Source organism: Kamptonema sp. PCC 6506 (assembly GCF_000180455.1).
GTDB lineage: Bacteria > Cyanobacteriota > Cyanobacteriia > Cyanobacteriales > Microcoleaceae > Kamptonema > Kamptonema formosum.
This window is the reverse complement of record NZ_CACA01000285.1, coordinates 1-21,559: the sequence shown is the minus strand read 5'-3', so window position 1 is coordinate 21,559 and position 21,559 is coordinate 1. Positions and strand designations below refer to the sequence as shown.

Sequence of the window (21,559 nt, the reverse complement as noted above, 5' to 3'; positions counted from 1 at the left end):
ACTAACTATTTCATGCCTTTTAAGAAAAATCCCCTGTTCTGGGTTGCTGCTCCGATTAGCCTAATTTTAGATCACCTGAGTAAGTTTTGGGTCGTGCAAACTTTCGAGCTGAAAGTCCCCCCTGAAACACTGCCTTTGTGGCCGGGAGTATTTCATTTTACTTACGTTACTAATACTGGCGCTGCTTTTAGTTTATTTAGCAACGGTGGTGTAAATTGGTTACGCTGGCTTTCTTTAGCAGTGAGTATAGGTTTAATGGTATTAGCTTGGTTTGGGCCGAGGCTAAATCGCTGGGAACAGGTTGGCTACGGGTTGATTTTAGGGGGAGCGCTTGGCAATGGGATCGATCGCTTTATCTCAGGTGCAGTGGTGGATTTTCTGGATTTTCGGCTGATTCGGTTCCCGGTATTCAATTTGGCGGATGTATTTATCAATGCAGGGATTATTTGCTTGCTGATTGCAATTTTCAGAAATTCGCCGCCGCCAAGAAACAATTCTCAACAGGAGTCGGAATGAAACTGGAAGCAAAGAAAGCAGGGATAACTGAGCGAAAACTATTTTGATGCGATCGCATTGGGTATAGACTTGCCGAAAAAGAATCTTGGTGTATCCTAAATCAATTGTCCTCAGTCCTCAGTCCGCTTTTAAGAGTCAGGATTTAAGGATAGGGTAGAAAAAACTTGGGTTTGAGATTGCTTGGTTTCACTCGCAATGACAGAAAATGGTAGAGAGTGCGTAAGTCCTGACTTAGCCTCTCAGGAATGCTCTCCAGCCTTCTTGGAGTTGTGAGTAGAATAAGCGATAGCTGATATGCTCAAAGCTGATAGCTAAATTCATGACACCACCCCAGCCGCCTCGGAAACCTCAAACCATCTTGGGTGCGATTACCCAAGTAGTCCAGACGATCGCCAATGTTAATTTTAAGCAGTTGGCGCTTAAACCTAATGCTAAAGTACCTGAGCTCTGGGTTCAGGATGCGGGCGCACCCGATCCGGAAAAATTTCCGTTATTAGGCGATCGCTACTTATTGGGCAGATCTTCCAAATCCTGCGATATTGTGATTCGCAATCCCGTAGTCAGTCAGGTTCACCTCTCTTTGTCGCGGGACTCTGTGAAGCGATCGCCCTTCGTGCTCCGAGATGAAGACTCCACCAATGGTATCTATCGCGGTAAACGCCGAATTAAAAGCATTTCCCTCCGTCACGGCGATATCTTCACCTTGGGGCCGCCAGAATTAGCCGCCGCCGTGACAATTCAGTACGTAAACCCGCCTGCGTGGTACGTCAAAGCTTTCCGCTACGGTTTTTATGGCTTTACGGGACTAACTGCGATCGCGGCGACATTGGTAGGTATCGAGTGGACAAAATTCAATGTTAGACCAATGCCAAGGACTGTCACCGGGCCTGTAATCGTCTACGCCCGCGATGGACAAACACCCCTGCGGCCGCCGAATAACAGCGCTCACTTAGAATTAAAGCGATTACGAGACTTTTCGCCTTATTTGCCAAAAGCAGTAATTGCCTCTGAAGATTCGCGCTATTACTGGCATTTGGGTGTCGATCCGTTAGGGATTTTACGAGCTGTATTGACAAATGTCCGGGGTGGTACGATTCGCGAAGGTGCGAGTACGATCACGCAGCAATTAGCTAGGAGTTTATTTCGAGATTATGTAGGCACTCAAGATTCCGCCGGCCGCAAATTACGGGAAGCCGTAGTCGCACTGAAAATGGAGACATTTTACAGTAAAAATGAGCTGCTAAAGACTTATTTAAACCGCGTGTTTTTGGGTATTGACCTTTACGGGTTTGAGGATGCGGCTCGATTTTATTTTGGTAAGTCGGCGAAGGACTTAAGCTTGTCAGAGGCGGCGACGCTGGTGGGGATTTTGCCTGCGCCGAATAGTTTTAATCCGATTCAGAATTATCAATTGGCGGTGGAGTATCGCGATCGCGTGTTGGAAAGGATGCGGGCAATGGGAATGATTTCCCAGGATGAAGCGGATCGGGCGAGGCGATCGCGCATTGAAATTAACCCGAAGGCGCGAGAATTTCTCCAAAGTACGATCGCGCCTTATTTCTACAGTTATATTTTTAGCGAATTGGAGTTTTTATTAGGGGAACAGTTAGCCAGAGAAGGCAATTTTATTGTCGAAACAGGTTTAAATCCCACCATCCAAAAAGCTGCTGAAAATTCCCTCCGAGATAGCGTGAATAATTCAGGAGCCGCAGCGGGATTTTCTCAAGGTGCAGTCGTTACTCTTAACTCTAGCACAGGGGAAATTTTAGCCTTGGCTGGCGGCGTAGATTATTTACAAAGTCAATTTAATCGAGCTACGCAAGCCCTAAGACAACCAGGATCGACGTTTAAAATCTTTACTTATACGGCGGCAATTGAACAAGGAATATCCCCTAGCAAGGTTTATTCTTGTGCGCCACTAAGTTGGGGAGGTCAAACTTTTAATGGTTGCGAACGCAGTGGTGGCAGTACCGATATGTATCGGGGTTTAGCCCAGTCTGAAAATGCGATCGCTTTAAGGGTTGCTCAGGATGTAGGTTTAGATAATGTAGTGCAAATGGCTAGGCGTTTGGGTATTAAGTCTAAACTCAATTCTGTACCGGGCTTAGTATTAGGACAAAGTGAAGTAAATGTATTAGAAATGACTGGTGCTTTTGGGGTTTTAGCTAATCGCGGCATCGCCAATCGTCCCCATGCCATTAAGCGAATTATTGATAGTAGCGATTGTAAAGAGCAGGATAATGTTGATAGTTGTCGCGTGATTTATGAATATCAAAACGATCCGGCGCGTAATCAGGAAGTGCTATCGGCTCAAGTCGCCGATACGATGACTGGATTATTACAAGGTGCGGTGGAAGGAGGGACGGGAAGAAGTGCTTTTTTAGGATTAGGAGAGGCGGGAAAGACTGGAACTACTAATGATAATGTTGATTTATGGTTTATTGGTTATATTCCCAGTCAAGAATTAGTGACAGGAGTTTGGTTAGGTAATGATGATAATACTCCCACTGCTGGAGGTAGCGCTAATGCGGCACAATTGTGGGGAGATTATATGGAGAAAGTTGTGAGGTAAAATACAGGTTGAGACGCGATGGCAGCGAAACCCAACACATTACTAAGAAGTAAAATGTACGTTAGGTGAAGCACTAGCGTTACCAGCGTTACCCAACCCTCGCTAAAATATATTCATAGTTTTTATGGAGGTATGCTAAACTTTTGAATAGGCGAGATTTAAAGAACCTAGCACTAACTCGGCTTAAAGAAGTAGAAGTGCTGCTCAACAATCGTCAATACTCTGGCGCTTACTATCTCAGCGGTTATGTCATTGAATGTACCCTAAAGGCTTGCATTGCCAAACAAACTCATAAATTTGATTTTCCCGACAAGAAAAATGTTATTGATAGTTACACCCACGATTTAGAAAAGCTCGTTAAAGTTGCTAAACTTGATACACAATTAAAGTCTGCCCTAAACGATCCAAATTTTTCATCTCGATGGTTAGAGGTCAAAGATTGGTCAGAAGAAAGCCGTTACCAAAAACATAACCGACAAAAAGCCCTCGATATTTACTCAGCAATTACTGACCCCAATCACGGAGTTTTACAATGGGTACAGCAACATTGGTAAGTCAAGAGATAGAAGAAGGTCAAAGACTAATAGACGCTCTCAATGCAGCAGATCTATCAGTTGATTCTGCTCTCTGGATATACGCGCTAGAACCGGAAACATGGCGGCTGATGCTCACCTCACCTCTGCACGATCGCAAAGGCTCTCTGAAAACTTACGAGGAAATTCTGTCAGTCTTTCGCCAAGTTAAACCAGACTTAAAAATCGACTGGACAGGGATTGTAGCAGTAAGTCCAAAGGATGAATTAATTAAAGGCTTACGTCAATTACAACAACAGTCGAATTTAAACTTATCAGGGAAACGATTAACTAATAATATGGTTAATGGGAGGTGGATTGAAGATGCTTACATTTATCAAATCAAGTAAGTTTACTATAAACCTCTTGCAAAAGCTCATCAACCTCATTAGTCCGCGTAGGCGGACTTTGTTTGTGTAGTCGCGATTTTAATCGCCTGGACATTTTTGCTACATATCACCAATACCACTATACTCCCGCACGCCGCCGCAAAACCTCTAAAAGAGTATTAAATTGAGCGGGTAAAGGTGCGATCGCTTCTATCAATTCACCCGAAACTGGATGCTGTAACTTTAATCGCCATGCGTGTAGTGCTTGTCCTGTCAAATTTACACCAATATCATGATTTGAACTGTAAACTGGATCGCCAACAATAGGATGCCCTATTTGGGCCGCGTGTACGCGAATTTGATGAGTACGACCAGTTTCTAACTGGAAGTGTATCAACGTATAATTACCCAATCTTTCTTGAATTTGCCAGTGAGTAACAGCAGAACGACCGCCTTTTTCTATAGTGACTACAGCCATTTTTTTGCGGTCTACAGAATGTCGTCCAATGGGTAAATCTATTGTACCATTTTCGGTTTTTAGTGTGCCATAAACAACACCTAAATATTCGCGTCTGGCAGTTTTAGCCTTTAATTGAGCTTGTAAATGTTGGTGAGCAAAATCAGTTTTTGCAACTACAATCGCCCCACTGGTATCTTTATCTAATCTATGCACAATTCCCGGCCGTAAAACTCCCCCAATTTCTGCTAAGGGACAATGAGCCAAAAGCGCATTTACTAAGGTTCCCCCTGGATGTCCAGCGGCGGGATGAACGACTAAACCAGCAGGTTTGTTAATGATAATTAGGGATTCGTCTTCGTAGAGAATATCTAGAGGAATAGCTTCTGGCTTCAAATCTAAGGGTTCAGCGTCAGGAATAGCGATGTGAATGCGATCGCCATTTTTTACATTTTCTTTTTTGGATTTACAGATGAGATCGTTGACTGTAACATTGCCTTGTAGTATCAGGTTTTGGATGCGCGATCGCGATAAATCTGGTAACTCATTGGAAAGCCAAAGGTCTAAACGCTGGCTAAGTTTTGATTCTGTAGGCTTTCCAATATCTTCAACTTGGATAAAAATTGACGATTCACTTTTCATATTCAATCCAATAACAACTAACAAGTAAAAACCAACAAAATCATTTATTTTCAATCATAACCTGCCAAGTTTCCAAAGTAGTACCTATTATTCTATCAAGATTTGTCAAAGCATTTAGATAGTTAATTCTAGCATTAAGTTCCGCATTTCTAGCATCTATTAAAGCATTCTGAAAAGTCACAATATCAATACTCCGAGAACTACCCACCCCCAATCTTCTTTTATCTTGCTCTATTTCTAATTGCCGCTCCGCTAACTCCCTTGACCTCTGTGCTAGTTCCACTTGTCTCAGATTCAAATTTACATCTCTAATTGCATTTCTTACATCTACTTCTAGCTTTTGATTTCGCTCCTTTAAATCATTTTCAGCTTTCAATAGGTTAACACGACTGCGCTGAAACTCTTGCTCTATTCTCCTATTTCCAAATTCATGAGTCAAAACCAAACCCGCCCTCACATCAGAGTTGCTGTCTGAAAAATTACTAGCATTATTATTATAACTTGCATTCACGCCCAAATTCCATTTTCGATTATTTTCCGCTACCAATAAACTATATTTAGCGATCTCCCGGTTAAGTTGTGCCCGTAAATAATCAGGACTATTTGACAGAGCTAATTTTATAATATTATTAAAATCTAGAGGCTTTTCTTCCTGGGGAGCAACTTCTAATGCAATAATATTCAGATTGCGATCTAAGTCTAGAATTTGGAGCAGTGCTAATCTTGCTCTCTTCAATTGCTCTTCACTAGCTAATACAGCTTTTTCACTTGTAAAGATTTCAACTTTTGCTAGTCTTCCTGCCTCAATTAAAGCTTGATTAATCTCTAATTGCTGACGAGCAATTTGCAGAGAACTTTGCGAAATTTTAACTTGTTCTTGAGCTTTAATTAGCTCTCTATAGGATAAGATTGCCAAGGTAATTGTATCAATTAGCGTCGATCTTAAAGTTAAAATATTGATTTTTTCACTAAGGCGAGCAATCTCAATAGGTGCTCTATTAACAGCAACTCCTGCTCCTCTTAAAAGAGGTTGATTGAAACTTAGTTGTAAATTTTGGCTCAAGGAGCCATCGCTATTAATGCTAAAACCATTCGCATCTTGCCTTTGTCTTTGAGCCGCCCATGAAAAGCCGATCTCTCCTCCACTAGGAATTTTAACAGAAACCTTTGCTGATAAATCAACTTCGCCAGTAGCAGCACTTTCGCCACTTCTCAAACGAAGTGCTGACACTGATACTTGCGGTGTAAAAATAGGTACAAATTGACCTTCTGCTACGGCTAAATCTTGTTTTTGTGCTATACGTTCTAGGTATTGATTTTTGATGTCTCTATTGTTTTCTAAACCTAAAAATACCACTTCCGATAGTGTCAGCTCAACTCCTGGTTCATCTTCTATTGATTGCTGTTGAATAGTTGGTCTTGGGCTGTTTTCAGGTGTTGGCTCTGCTGTTTTTTCTGGACTTGGTATGACTTCAGAAATTACTATTGATTCGGGTTGAACTGGAGAGTTTTGAGTGATAGTAGAAGTTGTTAAGACTTGGGAATCTGGACTTGGGGATTGGGAATTAGGAATTGATGGCTGTTTGATTTTACTTGTGGGATTTTCGCCTTGAGATTGAGCGATCGCTGTTCCCTGATTTACCGTTACCCTTTCTCTCTGATTTTGGGGTTTGATTATTGTCTGATTTGGCGGTATATTTTGGATAGATGGAGAAGATTTTGTCGTGGGAAGTGGCAAGAATTTAGGCACGCTCCCAGATTTAGAGCTAACATCACTTTTAACTGTTGAACTAGACTTAAAAGCAACAGCAAGTATCCCCAATACCCCACAAGTTACAAGCATAATTAGACTCAAACGAAATATCCAAGGAATCTCGTAGCGAGGAGGGGAATCGTTCTTTTGGAGATCATCTTTGTCCTGCTGCTCAGTCATGCTAAATCAAGTGAAGAAAGAAGGAAGGTAAAAGATAAAAGGTATAATGCTTATAATTGAGCTTTGCGATCGTCTGTATCAGGACTTACTCAAAGAAACCGGGTTTCTTAGAAAAATCAAAGGTTATCAACGAGGTTTCCAGGAAGAAACCCGGTTTCTAGCCTCGACGTGCCTAAGTCCTGTGTATTTTATGTTTAATTAGCTGCAATTACTCGATCGAGCAAGTAATTTTATGGTGATTTTATGCAGATAGCTACCCTTGACGTAGTGCTTTCACAGGATCGAGTTGACTAGCTCGTAGAGCTGGGAGAAATCCAGCTCCTACACCCACTGCTAATGCAGATCCTAAAGCCAAAGCTGCTGTATTGCTATCAAATTTATAAGGTAACTTAAAAACATCAGCAACAACGGTTGTCAACCCATGTACCATTACAATAGCAGCAATTCCCCCAACTAAGCTGAGAATAACTGCTTCTAAAATAAACTGTAACATTATATCATGTTGAGTAGCACCAATTGCCCGCCTCAAACCAATTTCTGGGGTACGTTCTGTCACAGCGGCGATGGTAATATTAGCAATGCCAACTCCTCCCACCAGCAGCGAAATTACCCCCACTGCCAACAATCCCCGTGAAGCAAGTTCCAGAGTTTCTTGCTGCTCCAAAATTTTTCTAACATTATTCCAAACATAAACATCTCCTTCTGGAAAGCGCTGCTTTAAAACCTTTTTTGCCTGCTTTTCCATCTCTTTAATATCTTTAAGATTGTAAGGTCGCACCGAAATTGACTGAATCCTCTGGCTACCTGTCATCGCTTTGTAAAGCGACATTGATACCAACATTTCACCTTTTGGTTCGCCAGAAATGCCTTGCTTGCTCTCTATTACGCCAACAACAATGTAAGGTCTACGGTCAGCATAAATGCGTTGACCTACAGATTTCATACCACCTTTAAAAAGTTTTGTTGCCAGCACTTCATCAATTACTACAACAGGTCGATAGTTAGTAAAATCGTTAGGAGAAAAAAACGCCCTGCCATTAGTTTTACCCCAGATGTCAGTAAATGATCTTGAGAAACAGCGGTCATACTGGGTTCCGCTTCTTCATCTTGAAATATAACTTTTCCTTCATTAAAACCAAACCAATTTGAGGCGCTAATCGCCTGAACTCCTTTCAGGCGCTGGCGGACAAAGTTCATATCTTCTAACTTTAAACCTAAGCTACTCCACACATAGATTTGAAGTTGAGGCGCTTCTCGTTTAGCTAACTGATCGGTAATTACGGCGCGGCTAATGTTGCCAACTTGAAGCGTTGCACTGACAGCAGCTACGCCCATGAAAACTCCAACTGTAGTTAAGGCAGACCGTAAAAGATTGCCGCTTAGGGAAAGGCAGGTAAGGCGGAGAAGGTCAACAGGAGAAAGGCTCATAAGTAATTAATAATTAACAATTATTTTGGGGTAATTAAGAAGTTGCGCTAATTTGCTGATACTATTTAATTTTATTCCTCATCTTCGCCCTCTGTTTTTTCTTCCTTTTTATCCTTTTTAGTTGTTTTCTCTTCTTGAATAGGAGTTCCTGGCTTTAAGGAAGTTTCAGGAGGAGGGAGCGCAACACTATCACCTGGCCGCAAACCGGAAGCTACTTCTACCTGCGTTAATCCTTCTAAACCTAATTTAATTGGTCGTTTCTGAGCTTTACCTTGACTGTCACGAATCCACACGAAAGGCTGAGACTCCGATCGCACAATTACCTCTGTATCTAAAACTACTACCTTCTGGCGTTGCTGCAAAATTATCTCTACATTTACTTGACTTCCGGGAATTAAAGTACCGCTGGGAATATCCAGTCTTACTGTTGCTGGAACTGTTGCTTGACCGCCTTGATTAGAGCGATTATTGCTACTATTATTATCACCGCTACCCGCTAGAATAAACAAGCTTTCTACCCTTCCTAAAAATTGCTTAGAATTGGGGCCGATAATGCTGATGCGGACGGATTGATTCGGTCTGACTTTAGCAGCATTGAGTGTAGAAAGCTGTAGTTTTACCAGTTCTTGTGATGGATCGCCTAATATCAAAAGTTCAGTTCCCCGCGCTACTCCGTCACCATTTTTAACCTTGATATCAAGTACCTTACCATCAATAGGTGCAGTTACAATATTGTTTTTTAGCTCTTCTTCTTTTTCTCGATAATCCAGCAGAGAAGTTTGGAGATTGCGGCTATTTGTGCTAACTTCTAACTGAGCTTGTCGCACTTCTGACTCAGCAGCGATCGCTTTTTCCTCAAGTTCTTGCTCTTTGTCTCTTCGCTTAATTTTCAGACTTTTGAGTTCGAGTAGATCCGTGTTAATTTGAAACTGTGCATCTCGTAGGTTGGCTTTAGCAATGCGAATTTGATCTTCTTGCGATCGCACTTCATTTTCAGCAATATAACCCTTGTCAAGTAATGCTTTCAGATCGATGAGTTTTCGCTCAGACGCAGCCAAATTTTCCTCAGCTTCAATAACTTTTTTGCGATTATTGGCTAAGGTAAGTTCTTGTTTTTGAATAGCCAGCAATTCGTCATTTCGCACGGATCTATAATATTGAAGTGTTTCTTTAGCCATACTTAGCTTTGTTTGGGCTTCTAAGAGTTTTTGGCGTAAATTTTCTAAGGTGAGTTTTTCTTTCTGAATTGCTAACTCTTGCTTGCCAAGTATTGTTTCTCTTGCGGGATTGCGAAGCGCGATCAAGCTTTGACCAGATGTAACGCTTTGCCCTATTTGTACTAACACTTCATCAACGGTAACGTCAAGAGGGGATTTTAGAGTTTGTTGATTGCCAAATTCAATAGTACCACTTTCGTTAATAGTATCTTCAATATTGCCAATTTTGACGGGGAGCAAGCGCACTTCTACAGGTTCGGGAGGTCGATTTTGATATAAGCCGTAGGCGAATAATCCGCCGCCAATACCTAGAGTCAGAAAACTAGACCACAGTAGCCATTTGACTCCAGTTTTGAAGCTATTTTTTTCCTTATACTTCACTGTCAATTCCCTCCTGCCAACTGTAAATATCTAGACTTACGCGATCGCTACGATTTTCTGTCATTGCCAACCAAGGGAAGCAATCTCAAACCATAAATTTTCCCGATCGCTGCGTAAATCCTGAATACCTGAAATCGAACGCTCTGTTTTGCCTTTCTCCAAAAACTAATATTCTACTTTTGTCAGACGCGGTGCGAAAGTGGGATCGAAGAGTGGCACTATCTAAGTATTCAGGTTTTCAGGAACCACCTGTAACTGTTACTGCGTCTTTAGGGCTGTCTGATTAATACCAATGTCAATGGTAGTGTGAATATCAGCAGAAAATCCAATCCAATTTTTGAGAATTAAGCTTTTTGCGGTTTTATCCCAAAAAGGTTATCCTCAAGGATACCCGTGCCCTCAGACTGGGGAGTTTCAAGGTAAATTCACGTTGAAACTAAGTTCAATAGCCTGCTCAAACTAGCCCTCATCAAAGGAGGAACTATTCTTGTCTCGCCGCTACCTGTTTACTTCTGAATCTGTTACCGAAGGCCATCCCGATAAAATCTGCGATCAAATTTCAGATACCATCTTAGATGCCTTATTGACCGAAGACCCTAAAAGCCGCGTTGCTGCCGAAGTTGTCGTCAACACAGGCTTAGTGCTGATTACGGGCGAAATTACGACCAAAGCCCAAGTAAATTACATAGAATTGGCCCGCAAGAAAATCGCTGATATTGGCTATGTCGATGCCGACAATGGTTTTTCGGCTAATAGCTGTTCGGTGCTAGTGGCCCTAGATACCCAATCTCCCGATATTGCCCAGGGTGTGAACACGGCCCACGAAAGTCGGGAGGAAGCTAGCGAAGAGGAATTAGATGCGATCGGTGCCGGCGACCAAGGTTTGATGTTTGGCTTCGCCTGCAATGAAACGCCGGAACTGATGCCTTTGCCGATTAGTTTAGCGCACCGGATTTGCCGCCAATTGGCTGCGGTGCGGAAAACTGGTCAGTTGTCCTACCTGCGGCCGGATGGCAAAAGCCAAGTTACTGTGGCTTATGAAGACGGCAAGCCGGTGGGAATTGATACGATTTTGATTTCTACGCAACACACGGCTGCGATCGCAGACATTGTTGACCCTGCGGCCGTGCAAGCGAAAATTAAGGAAGACCTTTGGGCTGTAGTGGTGCAGCCAGTGTTTGCAGATATTAGCGTTAAGCCTGATGCCAATACTCGCTTGCTGGTTAACCCTACTGGCAAATTTGTGGTGGGTGGGCCCCAGGGAGATTCTGGACTGACGGGACGCAAAATTATTGTGGATACCTACGGCGGCTATTCCCGTCATGGTGGTGGCGCTTTTTCAGGAAAAGACCCCACCAAAGTAGACCGGAGTGCGGCTTATGCGGCTCGTTATGTGGCGAAGAATATTGTCGCGGCTGGGTTGGCCTCTAAGTGTGAAGTGCAGTTGAGTTATGCGATCGGGGTGGCTCGTCCTGTGAGCATGATGATTGAAACTTTTGGCACTGGTACGGTGGATGACGATCGCTTGTTGGAGGCGGTGAAAAAGCTTTTTGAACTGCGTCCGGCGGGAATTATCCAAGCGTTTAATTTGCAGAGGATTGCTGCTGAACGTGGCGGCCGTTTCTATCAAGATGTGGCAGCTTATGGTCATTTGGGCCGTACCGATTTAGATTTACCTTGGGAGCAAACTGATAAGGCGGTGCTCTTGAAGGAAGCTTTGAGTCAGGTTTCGGCAGTGGCTGGTTAGTGAGATGATTGGGCGGGTATTTCCCGCCCAGCGCGTTATAACTAGGGGCTAGGGGCTAGGGGCTAGGCAGGGCTGTTTCATTCTCGGAAAAACCGCTATTTTGTAGGGGTAGTGCCCCCGTGCCTACCCCATCACCAACCGTCAAATGAGGGTTTCAGACTCTGGGCGGGCAGCCAATCGGCACCGCCCCTACCGAGAATGAAACAGCCCTGGGTAATTGAATGCCGATCGCCCGTAGCGCGAACCGATCGCCTGTCGTGGGCGATCGCGAAAAGATATTAAATGGGTTCTATAACTAAACTGAGGATAACCTCAACCAGTTTGGTTGGCTCTACTGGCTTGGGAATATGCCTTTGAAAGCCGACTGACATTGCGTGCTGATAGTCAATTTCTCCCGCATAAGCAGTCAGAGCGATCGCCGGAATTTGACCGCCCTGTGCTGGTGGGGTGGCTCTCACTTGTTGTATCAGCATATAGCCGTCTACCTCTGGCATCCCGATATCGCTGAGCAACACATCGGGCTGGAATTGGGTTAAAGTAACGAGTGCCTCATTTGCAGAAGCAACAGCGATCGCACTCCCTCCATACTGCTCGATCAGGAACACAATAAACTCTCGCGTATCGTCATCATCATCCACAACTAAAACCTGAATGCCACCCAAATCCAAAGCTGGTTCAGACTGTTTGCTATCCTCGTTGATTTCAGGTGAGCTTTGCATCAGTGGCAACTTGACAGTAAAGGTGGCTCCCTGTCCTTCTCCTAGACTCTCTGCTTCGACAGTACCGCCATGCAACTCAACCAAGTGATGAACGATCGCCAACCCCAGCCCCAATCCCCCAAATTTGCGGGTCGTAGCGCTATTCTCTTGGCGGAAGTATTCAAAAATATAAGGCAGGAAATCCGGGTCAATACCCTTACCCGTATCGCTGACAATAATCTGAGCTTGAGCTCCACATCGCTCTAATTGAATGTCAACTAATCCTCCTTCGGGTGTGAACTTAATCGCGTTAGAAAGCAGATTCCACATTACTTGCTGTAATCGGCTGGAGTCACCTAAAACTAACCCTATGTCTGGTTCAAACATGGTGTGAATTTGAATCGACTTGGCTTCCGCCGCCAAGCGTACCGTTTCCATTGCCGATTGAATAGTTGATGCTAAATCGGTGGGAAAAACATTAAGGCTAAGTTTGCCTCTCAAAATCCGGGAAAGATCGAGCAAGTCTTCAATCAGTTCAGCTTGCAATCTGGCATTCCGCGCGATCGCGTTCAAAGCTTGAGCAGTCTTAGCTGGGTTCAGCTTTTGAGTTTGAAGCAGTGTTGACCAACCTAATATGGGATTCAGGGGCGATCGCAGTTCGTGAGAGACAATCGCCAGAAACTCATCTTTGACCCGGTTTGCCCGCTCAGCCTCCGCCCGTGCGGCTTGTTCGCGGGCAAGCAGGTGTTCCCGTTCCTGTTCAGCGCGTTTGCGATCGGTAATCTCAGTAATGAAAATTGTTATTCCCTCTGGTGAGGGATAGGCGTGATTTTCAAACCAGCGGTTCCAGGTGGAGTAGTAGTATTCAAAATGAGCTGGAATTTGTTGTGCGATCGCCTGCTGTATTTGCCGATCGAACTCAGTGCCCACCACGTCTGGGAACACCTCCCAAACACTTCTTCCCAGCAAAGCTTCCCTTTCGAGTCCCACCGTTTCCATCACGCGATCGTTGACGTAGAGATAACGCCACTCCCGATCTAAAACTAAAAACTGATCGCTGATAGTGGATAAAACCGACTCCAATTGCTCTTTGGCTTTTTCTGCAACTCGTCGCTGTGCTTGCTCTCGCCGAGTTGCCTCCTGTCGCAACTGAGCCATTTTTAGATTCGCCTCTACCCGTGCCAATAGTTCGCGAGCAGAGAAGGGTTTAATCAAGTAGTCATCGGCTCCCGCTTCTAGTCCTTCAATCCGAGACTCTTCCCCCGCGCGAGCGGAAAGTAGGATAATAGGCAATTCCTTTGTCTGAGGATTTGCCCTCAACTCCCGCAGTAACTCAAATCCATCCACTTCCGGCATCATTACATCCGTGAGCACGAGATCGGGGAGTTGCCCACGAATAGCGGCTAATGCAGCCGCCCCATCCTTTACTGCCTCTACTTCGTACTGCTGACTTAACAGACGCTTCACATAGTTACGCATATCGGCGTTGTCATCTGCCAAAACAATTTTGGATTTGGGATTTTGAGCTTGCAAACTGTCAGCTTGGAACCCAATTTTAGTCGTTTCTAATCCTGAGTCAGAATTTGCAGATCGCGCATCTAAAGTCTCCCCCCCCAAATCCGGTTCGGGAAGCCAGCGCAATACTTCTTCCACATAGGGCGTGGCTCCGGTTGCGGTTGATGTCAGAGTCCGAGTGGCATTAATGCGATCGCCTACCGAGCGATCGCATCCAGTAGGAATCGATACGATGAAACTCGTTCCCTGGTCAACGATGCTGCTCGCGCTAATTGTGCCGTCATGCAAGCGCACGAGTTCTTGAACTAATGACAGACCAATCCCTGACCCTTCGTAAGTTCGTCCTCTTGCCCCCTGCACTCGATGAAACCGCTCAAATATCTGAGGTAGTTCCTCTGCTGGAATGCCAATACCTGTGTCTCGCACTTCCAGTTCAATCTGCTCGTTACGGGAGCGCAGAATAACGGCAATCTCTCCTTCAAAGGTATATTTGAAGGCGTTAGAGAGCAGATTCAACACTATCTTTTCCCACATCTCCCGATCTACATAAGTGGGTTCTGGTAGTGGGGGACAATCTACCCGCAAATGCAGCCCTGCCCGCGCGATCGCAGATTCAAAAACCCCTGCCAGGTCTGTTGTTAACATTGCCAAGTCGGTTGGCTGATATACCGCTTCAATCCGTCCGGCTTCAATGCGGGAGAAATCTAACAGGGTGTTGACGAGCTTCTGGAGGCGCAAGGCGTTGCGATGGATCAGTTCTAGGCGATCGCGCTGCTGGGCATCCTGGGTTGCTTGTAAGGCTTCCTCAACTGGGCCGAGCATTAAGGTTAGGGGCGTGCGGAATTCATGACTCACGTTGGAGAAAAACACAGTCTTGGCCCGATCTAGTTCGGCAAGCTGTTCTGCCCGCCGTCGCTCTTCTTCGTAGGAACGGGCGTTAGCGATCGCGGTGGCGATCTGTCCGGTAATCTGAGCGAAGAAGTCGCGGTAGCGATCGTCGAGTCTGCGGCGCGGACTCGCCACAGCGACAAGTACCCCCAATATTTTGGCTTGTCCCGTTACGGCAATCGGTAATACCATTGCTTCCTGCGGTGGCTCAGGCCAAGGACTACCAGGCAGTTTCCCGAAGCGCGTCACCAAATTATCGATCGGTTGTGGCTGGGCAGTACGAACGCTGCGGGCAATAGGCCAACCATTCGGGTCATCCCCTGCATTGAGGTCTACCATCGCGGGAGCTATATGCTCATCCCATCCAAACTGAGTACCGCTAGATAGATGAGCGTACCTTCCTTCTAGGTCAATTAGATAGAGGAGCGAAAACGGAATGTCAGCAGGATCTGACCTGAGAGCCTCTGCCATCAACTTGCACGCCTCCTCGGTAGTCTTGGCGGTGCCGGTTTTGGATGCTACTTCTCGCAGAAGTCGGGCGCGGCGATCGTTTAAAACCCGGTATGTCGTCTCACTGACGATGTTCAAAATGCCGTCAATTTCGCCACCCTCGCCTTGAATGGGGTTGAATGTATAGTCGAAGAAGCACTCTTCGGTATATCCGAAACGGTGCATCGCCAAAAGTTCGTCGTGATGAAAGATGCCCTCACCCGTTCTGAAAACGCTCTCAAATTCTGGCCCAATCTCGCTCCAGATTTCCGGCCAGACTTCGCGTCCGGGACGGCCCAGAGACCAAGGGTGCTTATCACCAACGATCGGTCGCCAAGCATCGTTGTAGAGTAGCAAGCAGTCCGATCCCCAGTAAATAGCAATGGGAAATCGGGAGTTGAGACAAATGCTTAATGCCGATCGCAAGCTTTGAGGCCATTGTTCCACAGGGCCCAAGGGCGTTTTCGACCAATCATAGGAGCGCATGAGCGATCCCATCTCTCCACCACCTGCGAACAGGTTTTTAACGACTACCGCCACGTCCTCAACCACCGTCCCCACTCCTTATTCTTCAAAATACTGGGCTAACAGTTCCTTGCCAAGTTTGCGTACTGTCGCTTTTGACGAATCGCTCATCTGGTGTAGCAACTCCTCAATCTGTTTCAAGGCCAAAGCGGAAGGGACTGCACGCCCGTTCTCCCAGCGATTGACGGTGCGGAACGAAACTCCTAGTTTGGCAGCCAACTTTTCCTGGGAAAGACCGAGTTGCTGCCGAAGCTCACGGATTACAGCGGCAATTTCCAACGGTATCGTTAACGACATTGCTAGGACATCTCCTGCCGTTATCGGCGTTACGAACGTTTAGCACAGACTAAAAATAGGACAAGTGACATACCGTCTGTCTCTATCTTGAAGAGGAGATTTTGAGAAGGAATAAATTTTTTTCTGGACATCAGAAAAGTCGGATTGTGATGCTACAGATGGCTTGATTGGAAACTTGATGCGATCGGCTCAAGAAAATTGCGATCGCTTTATTGCTGAGGTATTACAACTTGTTGCAGATTAATGCAGTGATGCAGTATCAAGTGAGATAATAGCTCAAAAGATAATGCAATTATGAATCCACTTAGTTTAGAGCCTTTATCTGGGCAGTTAACCCTACGCCTTCGCGATCGGCTTCCTGACCTCCCAGGAATTTATTTTGTAGTTGGTGAACGCGAACAATTATTCTATATTGGTCAAGCCAAGAACTTACGCAAACGCTGGGCAGGAAAAAGCCATCACCGCTACAAGCAATTTGCTAGAAAAGGATTGGATAAAATAATTATTAAATATATTCTAGCTTCCGTTTCTGAATTGAACGAGTTAGAGTGTAAATATATCAAGCAATTTAATCCCTTACTGAATGATGGCAAAGTTAAGAAATATTTGCCCAAAACCAGTCCCAGGTTTTCTGAGTTGCAACGATTGCTTAAGCTTGCCAGCCAGCCTCTTTTTCCTTCAGTAATATACTGGTCGCGTAATGGACAAACGATTCCCAGAGAGCCCTCAGATTTATTTCGGGGTTTGGTTGCTGGTGTATATGAAGACCACCAGTTACACATTTTAGTTTTGTGTAGGCAAAATATGGGAGAATTGTTATGGAAAAGCTCTTGTCACCGTACAAAAAAACATTTTTACATCACTCCAGAACAACAAATCTTAGGAACTTGTTATTTTTTTGATGCCAGACAAGTTGTTTTTGAGTTTGTGGAGCTATTCGATTGCAATTTGGCCGATCCATTTTTTCAATATATTTATCCATATTTATTAGATTATGAGATAGCAGGCGTGACACTTAAAGGGCTTTCTGAGCCTACATTGCTAACTTCATATTTGCCAAAAATCAGCACAAGCCTAGATAACAGAACCAAAGATTATCTTTTAGTCGTTGCTGAAAAGTTACAACCATTATCTGCTAGTTTCAGCCTTAATAAAGAGTTGATTTGGTAAAAAATATCGTTTAATATGCTTTGCTTATTTTTGCCACTGATTGTTAATTAGTATTCAAAAAACAGGAGTTTTGAAATGGATTACATTCAATGGGTAAAACAATGGGTTTTCCCAAGTAAAGCACCTGCCAAGCAGGAGCCTGATGATTTTGAAAAGTCAAGTCTTCTAACCTCCACAAGTCTTGAGAATAAACTTAGTCAATATTGGGATATTATGAATGAAGCTTGTTCAAAATTTCCTGAGATTAAAGAAATACTTACAAAAGCAATGGTAGATACTATAGAGCAATACGGTTCAGTTAACGCTCTCCAACGAATTTAATTTCACAATTTTATGGGAAATACAGGCATCTTTTAGAAGTCAGATTGTTCTTAACTGAACCGTATTGCCGTATATTAGGCGGTTTCTGGAGAATAGGCTGAATTGTTCCCTATATCTTCAAGTGCGATCGCCCCTCGCTGTAGGTTGGATTAAGCTTGTCACGTCCTTACTTGTGAATCAGCCGGGAATGTGAAACCAAACATGACTCGATTGGGCGATCGCACAGAGTTGAGGTGGAGAAGCAGTTATGAGTGTCGGGTTTCATCCTTCAACCCAACCTACAAGATCGGGCGATCGCATTAACTTGAAGGATACAATTAACACAAGATTTTCCGAGTTAATTTACCAACACCCAACGTAGCGAACAACTGTCCCTTCCTCCTCAATCTCCGCACCCTCTTGTATCAGCATATCTTCCGTCCATAGAGGTTCATTATAGTACACACCATTAGGATCGTCTCCAGCCCAAGGAGGAGGAGGATCGCCTGTTTTACCGTTTCTACAGTCTTCGTGAGTAAATTGTTTCTCGATCCACTTTACGGACTCGTTGTAGCTAAAATGTGTTGCACCGACAAACTCACCTTGTTCGGCAAAAACCTCAACCAAGCTAGTATCGTTATCCCAAGCATCATCACTGATTCCTATATGAAATAAGAAAAAAAAGCTTTCTTCATCAATAAAAACTTTTACTAGAAATAGATCGGCAAAATTCCATTGAGAATACCAGAGGTGGCGAGCGAAAGCATCAGAAACAGAGCGAGGAACATTCTGGTTTATTCTCTCGATTTCTACTTCCAAAGGACTTAGCTTTCCTAAGCAAACGCTTGCAACTCTCTCAAAGGTTGGAGCGAATCCCTCGCATCTCCCAAAGCAGATTGTCTCAAATAAGTTCACATAGTTTTTTTCGTAAAACTGCCTAACCACTAACCTCTGTGTTTCCACCCTCACTATGAATCCTCCTGTATTTATTGTTTTAAGCACTACATAGCCTTAACTGAACCGTATTGGGCGATCGCCACCACCTCGCCTGCTGCCACTGAGAACAAATTACTATACTTGCGCTTGTCAACTCCTTAGTATATAATCCAGACTATAATATCAACTTGATATAAATGCTTGAATTATCAGCCCTGGGTCTGCTACAGCGGCAGCCCCAGCATGGCTATCGGCTAAAGCAACAACTGGAGTTGTTTATGAGCAGTTGCATCAGCGTCAACTACGGAGCGATTTACCCACTCCTGAAGCGTTTGGAAGAGCGAGGCCAGATTGTGACCATTGCCGAAGAAGCCGGAGACGCTGGATGTCCGCGAAAAATTTACGGCATTACTCCCTCTGGACGCGAACTCTGGCGGCAGAAAATGCTCGAACACCCTCAAGAAAGCTGGGTTAACAGCGGTTCCCGGTTCCAAATCAAATTCTTCTTTTTTGGCGACTTAGAACCCGCAGAACGCCTGAAATTGTTGGAACACCGCTTACGAGTCTGTTACCTGCGACAGGACTACATCGACAGCCTCAAGAGCGAATATCCCCTAACCGACGACTATCAATTCGCCTCTCGCGATCGCTGCAAGTCATTGCTAGCGTTAGAGATAGACTGGTTAACCGAGCAAGTAGCCAAAGAACAAAGCGCGAGCGTCGGAGTGCGAGACTCACCAACGGCTCTAAATCCGTCTTGGAAAAAGGAAAAAGCTCGCACTCACCCAATCGGGTGAGTCAGAAGAAGGATGTGTAATCTTCCCCAGACATCCTAACTTTTGAGAGATAACAAAAAACTTTCCTACAAGTAATCATAACCACAGCCCCGCTAGATGTTTCGGGACTAAAACCAAACAAATTCTCAATTCTGTTGGTAAGGGCTTTCCAGATTTCTCCTTTTCAAGGAGTTTCAAAAATCCTCTCTTTTTAAGAGAGGTTAGGGGGATCGAAAGATGACACCTGATTGCAATACAAAAACATGAGGCGATGGAAATCGCTGGCAAACGAATAAAGTCCGCCCGCGTGGACTAAAGAGTTAAAGGACTTGTCCCAGAGGTTTAATCAGCCAAAAGTGGGTAAGTCCAATGTAAAAAACCTAACTGGTGTTGTAAATGACTTATTCTAAATCCCCTGAATCCGTCGTTGATACTGAAGATCAACAGTCTCCAACAGCCGATACATCGGAAATTCACCCAACCGATACAGATAGCTATCAACCGGAAGATTTTCCCCCGATTGCCGATCGCCCCCGCCCTAGCAAACCGCGATCGCGCTGGCCCCTAATCGCCACGATCGCGATCGCACTAGGCGCAGGTTTCGGCGGCTGGCACTGGTGGCAATCCAGTCACGCTCGCCCACAACAAGCAGCAGCAACCCAACCTCAAGGCATACCAGTCAAACTGGCATCGGTGGAAACGAGATCGGTTCAAGATAGCTCTGAATTTGTCAGCAGCTTAGAAGCAAAACGCTCAGTTGAAATCAAACCAGAAATCGATGGGCTAGTTACAGAAATATTTGTCAAATCCGGCGACTTCGTAGAACAAGGACAAGCGATCGCCCGCATCAAAAGCGACAGCGCCCAAGCTGACTTGAGACAATCCCAAGCCAACCTAATCCGCGCTCAATCGCGCTTAGCCGAACTGCAAGCAGGCACAAGACCAGAAGAAATCGCCCAAGCTCAAGCCCAAGTCGCTCAAGCCCAAGCCAACCTCGCCCAACTGCGATCGGGATCTCGCCCGGAAGAAGTTGGTCAAGGTCAAGCCCGCGTTAGCCAAGCCGAAGCCGACCTCGCCGATGCTCAAAGCGGCAGTCTCCTAGAAGACATCGCCCAAGCCAGAGCACAAATAGAGGCAAGCAAAGCCGAGGCAGAACTAGCCAGCCAGCAACTCGTCAGATATCAAGCATTGGCGCAAGAAGGTGCAGCGTCAGCGAACACCCTTCAGGAATACATCCAAAAAGACCGTAGCGCCAAAGCCAACCTCCGAGAAGCCCAGAGGCGCTTTGAGCAGCGGCAAAAGAACAGGCAAGCGGAGATCGAGCGGCGGACAGGAGCCTTGCGGCAGCAGCGAGAAGCTTTGCGCCAACTGCAAAACGGTTCGCGCCCAGAGGAAATCGCCAGAGCTGAAGCAGAAGTCGCACAAGCCAAGAGCAGATTAGCAGAGTTAGCCAACGGCACTCGCCAAGAACAACTCGATCAAGCTGAAGCGCAAGTTGCCGAGGCTGCCGCTCAAGTGCGTGGTTTTGAGGTACAACTGCAAGAAACTGCGCTCACCGCACCCTTCGCGGGAGTCATCGGCGACGTACCCGTGAAAGTCGGCTATTACTTGCAAAAAGGGGACGTACTCACCGCTGTGACTGAGAATCAATTGCTCGACTTGCGGTTATCAATTCCTTTGGAACGGATGCCTCAATTACGCTTAGGGTTGCCAGTAGAAATGCTGGATGCTCAAGGCAAAGCGATCGCCAAAGGGCAAATCAGTTTTATCTCCCCGAATGTCAGCGCTAATTCCCAGACAATTTTAGCTAAAGCCACCTTTGCCAACCCCAGCGGCGAACTGCTCAATCAGCAATTCGTGAAAGCCAAAGTTATCTGGCAACAGAATCCTGGTCTTTTAGTTCCAGTAACAGCAGTCACTCGCTTAGGCGGGCAAACTTTTGTCTTTGCCGCTCAAAAGCCCGAACAACAAAAACCTGGAATGCCTCCTTTAATAGCGCGGCAAAAGCCAGTGAAATTAGGAACTATTGATGGTAATAATTACCAAGTTATCGAAGGGCTACAACCTGGGGAAAAAATTGTTGTTGCAGGTATCCTCAACCTAACTGACGGCGCTCCGATTATGGCTCAAGAGGCAGGCGAAGGGGAAGGAAAAAATTGAAGAAGGGACTA

At 45.1% G+C, this 21,559-nt stretch carries 15 protein-coding genes and 1 pseudogene; 9 read left to right on the top strand and 7 right to left on the bottom strand.

Features of this window, described 5'->3' with window-relative positions:
* Positions 1 to 12: 12 nt before the first annotated feature.
* The 4 genes from lspA to OSCI_RS15900 all read left to right on the top strand — a co-directional run bounded on the left by lspA (position 13) and on the right by OSCI_RS15900 (position 4,010).
* Entirely contained in the window at positions 13 to 516 is a 504-nt protein-coding gene (lspA, locus tag OSCI_RS15915; protein ID WP_007356051.1) for a signal peptidase II, read from the top strand.
* Between the two features lie 319 nt (positions 517 to 835).
* Entirely contained in the window at positions 836 to 3,088 is a 2,253-nt protein-coding gene (locus OSCI_RS15910) for a transglycosylase domain-containing protein (protein ID WP_007356050.1), read from the top strand.
* A 143-nt stretch (positions 3,089 to 3,231) separates the two neighbouring features.
* Positions 3,232 to 3,642, top strand: a complete 411-nt coding sequence (locus OSCI_RS15905; protein WP_007356049.1) for a HEPN domain-containing protein — start codon at positions 3,232 to 3,234, stop codon at positions 3,640 to 3,642.
* Positions 3,621 to 4,010 carry a hypothetical protein gene (locus OSCI_RS15900; RefSeq protein ID WP_019487647.1) on the top strand — a complete coding sequence of 130 codons (390 nt, stop codon included), beginning with the start codon at positions 3,621 to 3,623 and terminating at the stop codon, positions 4,008 to 4,010. The genes OSCI_RS15905 and OSCI_RS15900 overlap by 22 nt, the downstream gene beginning before the upstream one ends.
* Positions 4,011 to 4,128: 118 nt before the next feature.
* Here the strand turns inward: OSCI_RS15900 and OSCI_RS15895 are convergent, their stop codons facing one another.
* The 4 genes and pseudogenes from OSCI_RS15895 to OSCI_RS15880 form a co-directional block, all read right to left on the bottom strand.
* Positions 4,129 to 5,088, bottom strand: coding sequence for an RluA family pseudouridine synthase (locus OSCI_RS15895; protein ID WP_007356047.1), 960 nt, complete (start codon positions 5,086 to 5,088; stop codon positions 4,129 to 4,131).
* A gap of 40 nt (positions 5,089 to 5,128) precedes the next feature.
* Positions 5,129 to 7,021, bottom strand: coding sequence for a TolC family protein (locus OSCI_RS15890; protein ID WP_007356046.1), 1,893 nt, complete (start codon positions 7,019 to 7,021; stop codon positions 5,129 to 5,131).
* 253 nt (positions 7,022 to 7,274) lie between these two features.
* Positions 7,275 to 8,449: pseudogene (locus OSCI_RS15885) on the bottom strand (ABC transporter permease).
* Between the two features lie 71 nt (positions 8,450 to 8,520).
* The gene (locus OSCI_RS15880; protein WP_007356043.1) at positions 8,521 to 10,047 is read right to left on the bottom strand and encodes an efflux RND transporter periplasmic adaptor subunit; all 1,527 of its coding nucleotides are present in this window, start codon (positions 10,045 to 10,047) and stop codon (positions 8,521 to 8,523) included.
* Positions 10,048 to 10,534: 487 nt separating this feature from the next.
* Here OSCI_RS15880 and metK point away from each other — a divergent pair, with 487 nt between their 5' ends.
* Entirely contained in the window at positions 10,535 to 11,794 is a 1,260-nt protein-coding gene (metK, locus tag OSCI_RS15875) for a methionine adenosyltransferase (RefSeq protein WP_007356042.1), read from the top strand.
* A 278-nt stretch (positions 11,795 to 12,072) separates the two neighbouring features.
* Here metK and OSCI_RS15870 read toward each other — a convergent pair whose 3' ends face one another.
* A complete protein-coding gene (locus OSCI_RS15870) occupies positions 12,073 to 15,936 on the bottom strand; it encodes an ATP-binding protein (protein ID WP_019487643.1) in 3,864 nt (1,287 codons plus the stop codon).
* Positions 15,937 to 15,948: 12 nt separating this feature from the next.
* Positions 15,949 to 16,206, bottom strand: a complete 258-nt coding sequence (locus OSCI_RS15865; RefSeq protein WP_019487642.1) for a helix-turn-helix domain-containing protein — start codon at positions 16,204 to 16,206, stop codon at positions 15,949 to 15,951.
* A 294-nt stretch (positions 16,207 to 16,500) separates the two neighbouring features.
* Between OSCI_RS15865 and OSCI_RS15860 the strand changes: the two genes are divergently transcribed.
* Together OSCI_RS15860 and OSCI_RS15855 are read left to right on the top strand one after the other, a co-directional pair.
* A complete protein-coding gene (locus OSCI_RS15860) occupies positions 16,501 to 17,376 on the top strand; it encodes a GIY-YIG nuclease family protein (RefSeq protein WP_007356040.1) in 876 nt (291 codons plus the stop codon).
* A 75-nt stretch (positions 17,377 to 17,451) separates the two neighbouring features.
* A complete protein-coding gene (locus tag OSCI_RS15855) occupies positions 17,452 to 17,697 on the top strand; it encodes a hypothetical protein (RefSeq protein WP_019487641.1) in 246 nt (81 codons plus the stop codon).
* Positions 17,698 to 18,039: 342 nt separating this feature from the next.
* Here OSCI_RS15855 and OSCI_RS15850 read toward each other — a convergent pair whose 3' ends face one another.
* Complete coding sequence (locus OSCI_RS15850; protein WP_007356038.1) at positions 18,040 to 18,495, bottom strand: hypothetical protein; 456 nt, start codon at positions 18,493 to 18,495, stop codon at positions 18,040 to 18,042.
* A gap of 314 nt (positions 18,496 to 18,809) precedes the next feature.
* Here OSCI_RS15850 and OSCI_RS15845 point away from each other — a divergent pair, with 314 nt between their 5' ends.
* Both OSCI_RS15845 and OSCI_RS15840 read left to right on the top strand, forming a co-directional pair.
* Complete coding sequence (locus OSCI_RS15845) at positions 18,810 to 19,409, top strand: PadR family transcriptional regulator (protein ID WP_007356037.1); 600 nt, start codon at positions 18,810 to 18,812, stop codon at positions 19,407 to 19,409.
* Between the two features lie 375 nt (positions 19,410 to 19,784).
* Complete coding sequence (locus OSCI_RS15840; RefSeq protein ID WP_007356035.1) at positions 19,785 to 21,548, top strand: efflux RND transporter periplasmic adaptor subunit; 1,764 nt, start codon at positions 19,785 to 19,787, stop codon at positions 21,546 to 21,548.
* The last annotated feature ends 11 nt before the right edge of the window (positions 21,549 to 21,559 follow it).